This window comes from Mycobacterium sp., assembly GCF_040509115.1.
GTDB lineage: Bacteria > Actinomycetota > Actinomycetes > Mycobacteriales > Mycobacteriaceae > Mycobacterium.
Genome location: NZ_JBEVLO010000388.1, coordinates 1 through 10,008, shown reverse-complemented (window position 1 = coordinate 10,008; position 10,008 = coordinate 1). Strand labels below are relative to the sequence as shown.

At 66.9% G+C, this 10,008-nt stretch carries 12 protein-coding genes; 3 read left to right on the top strand and 9 right to left on the bottom strand.

What is annotated here, in order from left to right; genetic code table 11:
- Positions 1–137: 137 nt before the first annotated feature.
- The 5 genes from tatA to ABW137_RS26775 form a co-directional block, all read right to left on the bottom strand.
- Complete coding sequence (gene tatA / locus ABW137_RS26795) at positions 138–398, bottom strand: Sec-independent protein translocase subunit TatA (protein ID WP_526404500.1); 261 nt, start codon at positions 396–398, stop codon at positions 138–140.
- A gap of 30 nt (positions 399–428) precedes the next feature.
- Complete coding sequence (locus tag ABW137_RS26790) at positions 429–1,412, bottom strand: helix-turn-helix transcriptional regulator (RefSeq protein ID WP_526404499.1); 984 nt, start codon at positions 1,410–1,412, stop codon at positions 429–431.
- Complete coding sequence (locus ABW137_RS26785) at positions 1,405–2,424, bottom strand: helix-turn-helix transcriptional regulator (protein ID WP_526404498.1); 1,020 nt, start codon at positions 2,422–2,424, stop codon at positions 1,405–1,407. The genes ABW137_RS26790 and ABW137_RS26785 overlap by 8 nt, the downstream gene beginning before the upstream one ends.
- Positions 2,425–2,473: 49 nt before the next feature.
- Positions 2,474–3,832 (bottom strand): Pup--protein ligase, encoded by a 1,359-nt coding sequence (pafA, locus tag ABW137_RS26780; RefSeq protein ID WP_526404497.1) that lies wholly within the window; start codon positions 3,830–3,832, stop codon positions 2,474–2,476.
- Between the two features lie 127 nt (positions 3,833–3,959).
- Positions 3,960–4,394: a hypothetical protein gene (locus tag ABW137_RS26775; RefSeq protein WP_526404496.1), complete on the bottom strand. Its 435-nt coding sequence runs from the start codon at positions 4,392–4,394 to the stop codon at positions 3,960–3,962.
- 239 nt (positions 4,395–4,633) lie between these two features.
- Here ABW137_RS26775 and ABW137_RS26770 point away from each other — a divergent pair, with 239 nt between their 5' ends.
- Positions 4,634–4,855 carry an Rv1893 family protein gene (locus ABW137_RS26770; protein ID WP_526404495.1) on the top strand — a complete coding sequence of 74 codons (222 nt, stop codon included), beginning with the start codon at positions 4,634–4,636 and terminating at the stop codon, positions 4,853–4,855.
- Between the two features lie 3 nt (positions 4,856–4,858).
- Here the strand turns inward: ABW137_RS26770 and prcA are convergent, their stop codons facing one another.
- From prcA to dop, 4 genes are all read right to left on the bottom strand, one after another.
- Positions 4,859–5,599: a proteasome subunit alpha gene (prcA, locus tag ABW137_RS26765; RefSeq protein WP_526404494.1), complete on the bottom strand. Its 741-nt coding sequence runs from the start codon at positions 5,597–5,599 to the stop codon at positions 4,859–4,861.
- Positions 5,596–6,501 carry a proteasome subunit beta gene (prcB, locus tag ABW137_RS26760; protein ID WP_526404493.1) on the bottom strand — a complete coding sequence of 302 codons (906 nt, stop codon included), beginning with the start codon at positions 6,499–6,501 and terminating at the stop codon, positions 5,596–5,598. Before prcB ends, prcA begins: the two co-directional genes overlap by 4 nt.
- A complete protein-coding gene (locus tag ABW137_RS26755; RefSeq protein WP_066830357.1) occupies positions 6,498–6,692 on the bottom strand; it encodes a ubiquitin-like protein Pup in 195 nt (64 codons plus the stop codon). Before ABW137_RS26755 ends, prcB begins: the two co-directional genes overlap by 4 nt.
- A gap of 84 nt (positions 6,693–6,776) precedes the next feature.
- Positions 6,777–8,273, bottom strand: coding sequence for a depupylase/deamidase Dop (gene dop, locus ABW137_RS26750; protein ID WP_526404492.1), 1,497 nt, complete (start codon positions 8,271–8,273; stop codon positions 6,777–6,779).
- 65 nt (positions 8,274–8,338) lie between these two features.
- Between dop and ABW137_RS26745 the strand changes: the two genes are divergently transcribed.
- Together ABW137_RS26745 and ABW137_RS26740 are read left to right on the top strand one after the other, a co-directional pair.
- The gene (locus ABW137_RS26745; protein WP_526404491.1) at positions 8,339–9,532 is read left to right on the top strand and encodes a hypothetical protein; all 1,194 of its coding nucleotides are present in this window, start codon (positions 8,339–8,341) and stop codon (positions 9,530–9,532) included.
- 31 nt (positions 9,533–9,563) lie between these two features.
- Positions 9,564–10,008, top strand: a 445-nt coding sequence (locus ABW137_RS26740) for a response regulator transcription factor (protein ID WP_526404501.1), incomplete at its 3' end; no start/stop codon positions are given.

Sequence of the window (10,008 nt, the reverse complement as noted above, 5' to 3'; positions counted from 1 at the left end):
CGACATGGTGCCGTCGGGATTGGCCTTCGATCGGCGGCGTCGCGGATCGAGCTTCTTGAACAGTCCGGGGGTCTGCACGGGTCGTCTGGGCACCACTCAGCGGCGCTGCCTCGCGGCGCGCCGGGGGGTTGCGTCGATCAGGCCGGTCGCTGCTCGGGGTGCGGCGCAGGCGCGGGCGACGGTTCGACGCGCTCCGAGGTGATGGGCGTCGGCGACGCAGCCGGCTTGGCTGCCTCGTCGTCGACCTTGCCGTCGGACTGCATTTCCTTGATCTCCGACTTGAAGATGCGCATCGACTTGCCCAGCGAGCGTGCGGCATCGGGGAGCTTCTTGGCACCGAACAGCAGCACGAACACCGCGATGACAATCAACCAGTGCCACGGTTGTAGACCGCCCAATTTGGTTACCTCCAGACGTTGGGGACGAGTCTACTCGTCCGGGTCGATAGTGCGGACCGCGTAGGCCTCCAGCGCGGCGGCCGCCGATTCCCGCACCCGATCGGCCAGCGACTGCGGCTCGATTACCTGCACCGCGGAACCGAAGCCGAGAACGAATCGGGCCATCCACGCCTCGGACGCGAAGGTCATCGCCGCTTCGCAGGCGCCGTCGGGCAGCTCCCGCAGCACCCGCAGCGGGTAGTAGTCGAACATCCACGCCGCCGAACGATCGATCAGCAGTGTTGCCGCAGGCAGCGACGGGTCGGCATCGAACAGCGAGGTGTCGGGCCGTGCCTGCACCGCCGGTGGTGGCGGCGTCGAAGGGACGTCGAGCAGCCGCGCGTCAACGATCCGGTCGAACCGGAACAGCCGGACGCCCTCCGCGGAGCGGCACCACGCCTCCAGGTAGGACTGGTCGGCGACCAGGACGACGCGGATCGGGTCCACCACGCGGGTGGACAGCGTGTCGTGGGACGCCGAGTAGTAGTCGATCGACAGGGCCCGACGCTCCCGTACGGCGGTGCGGACCGCCGCAGCGGCCTCGCTCTCGATCGGCGCAGGCTCGTCGACGGCGGCCACGGCACCATCGCGGTTGCCGGTCGCAGTGCCCGCCGCGGACTCGATCTTCGCGATCGCGCTGCGCGCGGCCTCCGGATCGACGATGCCCGGCACCTCCAGCAACGCGCGGAGCGCCACCAGGATGGCCGTGGCCTCCGGCGAGGTCAACCGCAGCGGGTGATCCATCCCGGCGGCGAAGGTCACCTCGATGGTGTCACCGGAGAACTCGAAGTCGATGAGGTCGCCGGGACCGTAACCGGGCAGCCCGCACAGCCACAACTGGTCGAGGTCGGACGTGAGCTGCTGCTCGGTCACGCCGAGGTCCGCCGCCGCCTCGGCCCGGGTGATCCTCGGGTTCGCCTGGAAGTACGGGACCATGTTGAGCAGACGAATCAACCTCGTCGACACGCTAGACATCTTCACCTCCCGAGCCATTCCCCGCTCCCCCACGCGCCTGAGCCCGCAATCTGCCAATCACGTCGTCGCGCAACGACTTCGGCTCCAGCACGACGGCGTCAGCGCCGTAGCCGGCGATCTCGCGGGCCAACCGGTCCTGGCGGCCGATGTCGATGGCGATCTCGTCGCCGCTGCGTCCGTTGAGTGTGCGCACCACCGTGAGCGCGGCCTGGCGCCGCAACGCGGTCCCGCGGCCCTCGGCGACCCACACCCTGGCCTGGGCACTCGGCGGCCACTCGGCGACGGCCCGGTGCACGATCTCGCGGAGATCGACGTCGGACGGCCTGCTCACCGCCCCCTTGGGTCCGACCGGCTGCACGGCGGCATCGATGCGCGACAACCGGAACGTTCGGGTCGCCTCGCGAGTGCGATCGTGGCCGACCAGATACCAGCGGCCATGGTGGGTGATCACGCCCCACGGTTCCACGGTGCGATCGGTGTAGGGCTCACTGCGGGAGGCACGATGCCTGAAGCGGACCGCCTGGCCAGAATCGATCGCGGCCAACAGGATTCCCAACACGTCCTCGGAGCCGCGCAGGCCGGGCAGGGCCGCGGTCGTGGTGATCGCGACGCCGGACTCCGGCGCGTCGACGTCCACCCCCGCGGCCCGGAGCTTCAGCAGTGCCCCCTGGGTGACCGTGACCATCTCCGGCGACTCCCACAGCTGGGTGGCCATGGCGACGGCGGCGGCCTCGTCGGCCGTCAGTTCGACGGGCGGAAGCGCGTAGGCCTCCCGGTTGATCCGGTAGCCCTCGGTGGGGTCCAGCGACGACACCCGGCCGGTCTCAAGTGGGATGCCGAGATCGCGCAGTTCGTTCTTGTCGCGCTCGAACATCCGCGAGAACGCTTCGTCACTGGGGCTCTCCGCATAGCCGTACACGGTCTCGCGGATCCGTTCGGCGGTGATGTACGTGCGGGTGGACAGGAGTGCGATGACGAGGTTCATCAGGCGCTCGACTTTTGAGATCCCCACGCATGAGAGCTTAGGGCCCGTGGCTACCCGGCCAGGACGCCCCTGCGGCTTACATGCTGGCGATGAGTCGCTTGACGCGTTCGTCGACGGACCTGAACGGGTCCTTGCACAGCACCGTGCGTTGGGCCTGATCGTTGAGCTTGAGGTGCACCCAGTCGACGGTGAAGTCACGGCCCGCAGCCTGTGCGGCACTGATGAACTCACCGCGAAGCTTGGCCCTCGTGGTCTGCGGCGGCTCGTTGACCGCGGCTTCGATGTCCTCGTCGGTGGTGATCCGGGCAGCCAACCCCTTGCGCTGCAGCAGGTCGAACACGCCGCGACCACGCTTGATGTCGTGGTAGGCCAGGTCCAGTTGGGCGATCTTGGGATCCGAGAGCTCCATGTCGTAGCGATCCTGGTAGCGCTGGAACAGCTTGCGCTTGATGACCCAGTCGACCTCGGTGTCGACCTTCGCGAAGTCTTGGCTCTCCACGGCGTCGAGCTGGCGGCCCCACAGGTCGACGACCTGCTCGATCTGCGCGTTGGGTTCCCTGGTCTGCAGGTGCTCCACGGCGCGGCTGTAGTACTCGCGCTGGATGTCCAGCGCACTGGCTTGGCGGCCCCCGGCCAGACGTACTGGGCGACGCCCCGTCAGGTCGTGGCTGACCTCGCGGATCGCGCGAATCGGGTTGTCCAGCGAGAAGTCGCGGAACGGCACGCCCGCCTCGATCATCTCCAGCACCAGCGCGGCGGTGCCGACCTTGAGCATGGTGGTGGACTCGCACATGTTGGAGTCACCGACGATGACGTGCAGGCGGCGGTACTTCTCGGCGTCGGCATGTGGTTCGTCGCGGGTGTTGATGATGGGCCTGCTGCGGGTGGTTGCGCTGGACACGCCCTCCCAGATGTGCTCGGCGCGCTGGCTCAAACAGAACGCAGCCGCCTTCGGCGTCTGGAGCACTTTGCCCGCGCCGCAGATCAATTGGCGGGTGACCAGGAATGGCAGCAGCACGTCCGAGATCCGGGAGAACTCCCCCGCCCGCACGATGAGGTAGTTCTCGTGACAGCCGTAGGAGTTGCCCGCGGAGTCGGTGTTGTTCTTGAACAGGTAGATGTCGCCGCCGATGCCCTCGTCGGCGAGTCGCTGTTCGGCGTCGATGAGAAGATCCTCCAAGACCCGCTCACCGGCGCGGTCGTGAGTGACGAGCTGAACGAGGCTGTCGCACTCCGCGGTTGCGTACTCGGGGTGGCTTCCTACGTCCAGGTATAGCCGGGCGCCGTTGCGCAGGAAAACGTTGGAGCTTCGCCCCCAGGACACCACACGCCGAAACAGGTAGCGGGCGACCTCGTCGGGCGAAAGCCGCCGGTGGCCATGAAAAGTGCAGGTCACACCGAATTCGGTCTCGATGCCCATGATTCGCCGTTGCACCTGGTCGAGCTTACGGGGTGCACGTCCGCCGCGTATCGACACCCGCTTGGCTCGGCGTTGCGCTGGGCCGAGGTCCTGGGCGACTGACGGTGGTCTAGGTGGCCCGATCGACGGACACCGACCACGGTCAGACCGCCTCGCAGATGAGCTCGGCGACGGGGGGCCCATAGTCGGACAAGGTGGAGGACTGTCCAAGTTTGAGGGCTTGAACTCGGATGGTGGCCTTGTCTTGGATCGTCAGCGGTTGGCTGTCGAGCCAGTCGTTCGCCGCGTCCCACCCCTGATCGCCGACCAAGTCGTTCATGAAGCACGCCGAATCCATGACGTCCCCAAAGACCGTGCCCCGTTCCTGCTCAACGGGGACCAGCACGGTTCGGCTTCGCGTCAGGAGGTCGTCCAGGTCGGCCCTAGGCAATTGGTCGGACCGCTGGGCGATCACCCTGAGAAGGTCGTCGACGCTGGTCAGCGGCCCTGCCGAGGCACTGCCGCTGGTGATCGAGACGGCACTGCAGGTGAGCAACATGATCGCTGCAAGCTGCCGTGTTCGTTTCACGATGGTCATGGATTCTTCCCCCTTCGGCGTGTCGTGCCCCCCACGACGCCTTCTGCATTGTCCCAGCTAGACGGCGCAAATCGGGAAATCGGACGACCCGCCACTGCTCGGGAAGATCGCCAGGGCGTAATCGACCTGCGGACAGAGCGTTACGGCGAGGGCAATGGGCAGGGGCCCCGCTGCTCGACGTGCACGCGGCGACCAGCGGTCTACAGTCGTCCGAAAGTCGTCATGGACAGGAGAATCCGATGGGCTTCAACCCCAGGGACGCGATCGAGTCGGTCAAGGACATCGCGACGCACGCCGTCGAACGGTCCGCGGACATCGTCGAGAGCGCGGGCCACATCATCAAGGGCGACGTCTCCGAGGGCGTCCAGGGCATCGTGGCCAGTTCGATGGACATCGCCACGCATTCGGTCGACAAGGTCAAGGAGATCGCGACCGGACGCAACGACGAGGTCACCGACTAACCGCTACTCGCTGGTGGTGCCCGATTCCTCAACCGGCAGAAGGGCTTCCAGCGCCGAACCCGTGATGCGACGGAACGCACGCCGCGGACGGCTGGCGTCGAGGATCGCGATCTCCAGCGTCGACGGCCCCAGGGTGCGCGGCTCAGCCCCGTTGCCGGTGCTCTCCGCGATGCCCGACTTGAGGGCGTCGATGGCGATCTTGGTGGCCTCGCTCAACCCGGCGTCCCCCGTGTAGGACTCCTTGAGTGCGGTGAGGATCGGCTCGGTGTTGCCGCCCATCGCCACGAACTCGGGTTCGTCGTAGATCGACCCGTCGTAGGTAATCCGGTAGAGCTCCGGTGTCTTCGGCTCGCCGAAGTGCGCCACCTCGGCGACGCAGAGCTCCACCTCGTACGGCTTGGCCTGCTCGGTGAAGATGGTGCCGAGCGTCTGTGCGTACACGTTGGCGAGTTGGCGACCCGTCACGTCGCGCCGGTCGTAGGCGTAGCCCCGCGTGTCGGCGAACTGGATGCCACCGCGACGCAGGTTGTCGAACTCGTTGAACCGGCCCACCGCGGCGAATCCGACCCGGTCGTACAGTTCCGACACCTTCTGCAACGACCGTGATGGGTTCTCCGCAACGAACAGCACGCCGCCGGAGTAGATCAGCACCACGACGCTACGGCCGCGCGAGATGCCCTTGCGGGCAAGCTCCGAGCGCTCACGCATCGCCTGCTCTGGCGAGATGAAGTATGGGAAGCTCACAACTCCACCCTCCCGGGATCGGAATCGGAGTCAGGTCCGAAAGTGTCTGAACGCGAACGACTCTGAATTACCTCGCGAGCCAGTGCCGCGATGCGCTCCTCAGAAATCTCCTCGGCGCCCTCGGCGCCGATGATCACGGCAGTCGGGTAGATCCCGCGCACCAGGTCTGGGCCACCGGTGGCCGAGTCGTCGTCCGCGGCGTCGTAGAGGGCTTCGATGGCCACCGCCAACGCGGAGTCGGCGTCGGTCACCCTGGTGTACAGCTTCTTGATCGACGACTTTGCGAACAGCGAGCCCGAACCCACCGACTGGTAGCCCTCGGCCTCGAGGTTCCAGCCGCCCGCCGCGTCGAACGACACGATGCGCCCCGCCGCCTCGGGATTGGGATCGGCAAGGTCGTAACCCACCAGAAGCGGCAACGCGACGAACCCCTGCAGTGCGGCACCGAGATTGCCGCGCACCATGATCGCCAGGCGATTGACCTTGCCGGGGAACGTCAGCGCGACGCCCTCGAGCTTCTCGTAGTGCTCCAGTTCGACGGCATAGAGGCGGGCGAACTCGACGGCGATGGCAGCGGTGCCCGCGATTCCGGTGGCCGTGTAGTCGTCGGTGATGTACACCTTCTGCACGTCGCGACCGGCGATCATGTTGCCCTGCGTCGATCGGCGGTCACCGGCGATCAGAACCCCACCCGGGTACTTCAGGGCGACGATCGTGGTGCCGTGGGGAAGCGCATTGCTCACCACCACGTCCTCGACCGAGCCGTGAGCGGGCAACAGATGAGGCGCCTGCCTGCGCAACAATTCCGAGAAGGACGACATGTCCATCGGAAGGGAGTGCGCTCCGGAGACTCCGGAATTCTGTTGGAAGGGTGACTGCCGTTCGTTATGCGGCCAGGTCACTGTCCGCCCTTTTGGACGTATGCCCGCACGAAGTCCTCGGCGTTCTCTTCGAGTACGTCATCGATCTCGTCGAGCAGATCGTCGGTTTCCTCGGTGAGCTTCTCGCGACGTTCCTGGCCAGCGGCAGTACTGCCAGTGGGGTCGTCGTCATCGCCGCCGCCACCACCACGCTTGGTCTGCTCCTGAGCCATCGCTGCCTCCTGCGTTCGTCAGGCGGACCTACGGGGCCCGCCGGTTCTTCCACCCTACCGGTCGACTGCCAAAATGCCGGGCGGTCAGGTCGTCAGCTGTGCGACGAGTTCCGCGGCGCTGTTCACCGAGTCGAGCAACGCGCCGACGTGCGCCTTGCTCCCGCGCAGCGGCTCCAGCGTCGGGATCCGCACCAACGAGTCGCCACCGAGGTCGAAGATCACCGAGTCCCAGCTGGCGGCGGCGATGTCCGCACCGAACCGGCGCAGACACTCCCCACGGAAATAGGCCCGCGTGTCGGTGGGGGCGTTGTCCACCGCATCCAGGACCTGCTGTTCGGAGACCAGACGCTTCATCGAACCGCGTGCGACCAGCCGGTTGTACAGACCCTTGTCCAGGCGCACATCGGAGTACTGCAGATCGACCAAGTGCAGCCGCGGCGCGGACCAACCGAGGTTCTCCCGTTGCCGGAAGCCCTCCAGCAGCCGCAGCTTGGCGGGCCAGTCGAGGATCTCCGCGCACTCCATGGGGTCGCGCTCCAGCAGGTCCAGCACGTTGGCCCAGGTCTCGACCACGCGGGACGCGGCGGGGTCCGGATCGCGAGAATCGACGAGCTTGGCCACCCGGTCGAGGTAGATGCGTTGCAGCGCAAGTGCCGTCAGTTCGCGGCCGTCGGCCAGCGCGACGGTGGCGCGCAGCGACGGATCGCGGCTCACGACGTGCACGGCATATACCGGCCGGGCGAGGGCGAGGTCGGAGAGGTCCACCCCTTCCTCGATGAGGTCGAGCACCAGCGACGTGCAGCCGACCTTGAGATAGGTCGACGTCTCGGCGAGGTTGGCGTCGCCGATGATGACGTGCAGGCGGCGGTACTTGTCGGCGTCGGCGTGGGGCTCGTCGCGGGTGTTGATGATGCCGCGCTTGAGCGTGGTCTCCAGACCGACCTCGACCTCGATGTAGTCGGCCCTCTGCGTCAGCTGAAAGCCGGGCTCGTCGCCCGCGGGCCCGATGCCGACGCGTCCCGAACCGGTCACCACCTGCCGCGACACCAGGAACGGGGTCAGTCCCGCGATGACCGCCGAGAACGGCGTCTGCCTGCTCATCAGGTAGTTCTCGTGGGAGCCGTAGGAGGCGCCCTTGCCGTCGACGTTGTTCTTGTACAACTGCAGCTTCGCCGCGCCCGGCACGCTCGCGACGTGCCGCGCGGCGGCCTCCATCACCCGCTCGCCCGCCTTGTCCCAGATGACGGCGTCCAGCGGGTCGGTGACCTCTGGCGCCGAATACTCGGGGTGGGCGTGGTCGACGTACAGCCGGGCGCCGTTGGTCAGGATCATGTTCGCCGCCCCGACCTCGTCGGCGTCGACGATCGGTGGCGGCCCGCTGGCGCGACTGAGGTCGAATCCGCGCGCATCACGCAGCGGTGACTCCACCTCGTAGTCCCACCGGGTCCGCTTGGCGCGCTGGATGCCCGCGGCCGCCGCGTAGGCGAGCACCGCCTGCGTCGACGTCAGGATCGGATTCGCGGTCGGATCCGACGGCGACGAGATGCCGTACTCGACCTCGGTTCCAATGATCCTTTGCATGGCGCAAGCCTAGACAACCCATGTTGCCTTGCGGTGAGCGCGGTTGATTGGTGCACTCATCAGCGATGAACGAGACCAACGTCGCCGACCGGGTGGCCGCCGAGCAGTGGTTCCTGAGGCACGGTCTGCCGTCGGTGCTGACCCCCCGCGCCAGGTGGCGTCGACTGTGGTGGCGAAGCACCCCCGCCCTGGCCTCTCTGGCCGTGTTGTTCGCGGCCGTCCGGATCATCTCGCTGATCTCCGGTGACGCCGACATCGACATCGACAACAATCCGACCCCTGGGGAACTCGTCATCATCGCCGTCCTGCTCATTTCGGTTCCGGTGGCGTTGGCAACGGGGTGGGCGGTGTCGCGGATGTCGAACCGGCGCGGCATCGTGGCCGCGGTGTCACTGGCGGTGTGCGTCGTGGTCGACGTCGCGCCGGGCGATCCACTCGCGGTGTTCACCGAGCTGATTTCGACGGTGATCTTGGTGGCGGCCATCATGGCGCTCAATGGCATCGGCGTCGGGTCGGTCCTCGGCTGGTCGATTCGACTGACGCTGGTGCACCTGAAGTCCGTTGGCGGCTTGTTCACCAGGGCGCTTCCGGTGCTCCTGCTGACGGTGCTGGTGTTCTTCAACGGCCCGGTGTGGTCGATGGCGACGACGATCAGCCGGCCTCGGATCTGGCTGTTGATCCTGTTCATGGTCGGCGTGGCAGGAACGTTCACGTTCACCGGCATCGTCGACCGGGTCAAACCCGTGCTGGCCGATTCGGCGGCGCGCGAGCGCGACGTCGAGCAGCTCCTGGACACCCCGTTCGAAGCGATGCCCGATCCCGGTCCGGCGAGTTTCGTCGTCACGCCGTTGTCGAGAGGCGAGCGGACGAACGTCGTGTTCGTCGTCGCGGTGTCGCAGTTCGTGCAGATCGCCGTCGTCGCCGCGATGACGGCGGTGATCTTCCTCGTCATGGGCATGCTGGCCCTGACTCCGCAGCTGTTGCAGCGCTTGACCGTCGACGGCGACTGGCAGGGAACGTGGCTGGGCATGACGCTGCCGATTCCGCAGGCCCTGATCCACGTGGCGATGTTCCTCGGCGCGCTGACGTTCATGTACGTCAGCGCCCGCTCGGTCGGCGACGGCGAGTACCGCGCGCAATTCCTCGACCCGTTGATCGACGACCTGCGCGCGGTTCTGGTGGCCCGCAACAGATATCGCGAGTACGTCGAGAAGCTTCGCCGCAGGCCTGCGCCGGACGCTCCCGTCCCCGACGAGTGATCACTGAACAGCGAAGAGAATGCCCAAAGACATGAAGGTCCTGATCGTCGAAGACGAACCACTCCTTGCCTCGACGCTGGGGATCGGTCTGCGCGCAGAGCGGTTCACCGTGGTCCACGCCGCGTCCGGCGTCGACGGACTAGCCCTGGCCTGCGAGAACGATTTCGACGTGATCGTCCTCGACATCATGCTGCCCGGGCTCAACGGCTATGAAGTGTTGCGGCGCATGCGTTCCCGGGACGTGTGGACTCCGGTACTGATGCTCACCGCCAAGGACGGCGACTACGACCAGACCGATGCATTCGAGCTGGGCGCGGACGACTATCTCACCAAACCCTTCTCGTTCATCGTGCTGGTGGCGCGGCTGCGTGCCCTGGTGCGACGCTCGGCACCCCAGCGGCCCGCCATCCTCAAGGCCGGATCGCTGTCGTTGGACCCGTCGCGCCGGGAGGTCCGGCGCGACGAGACGACCAACT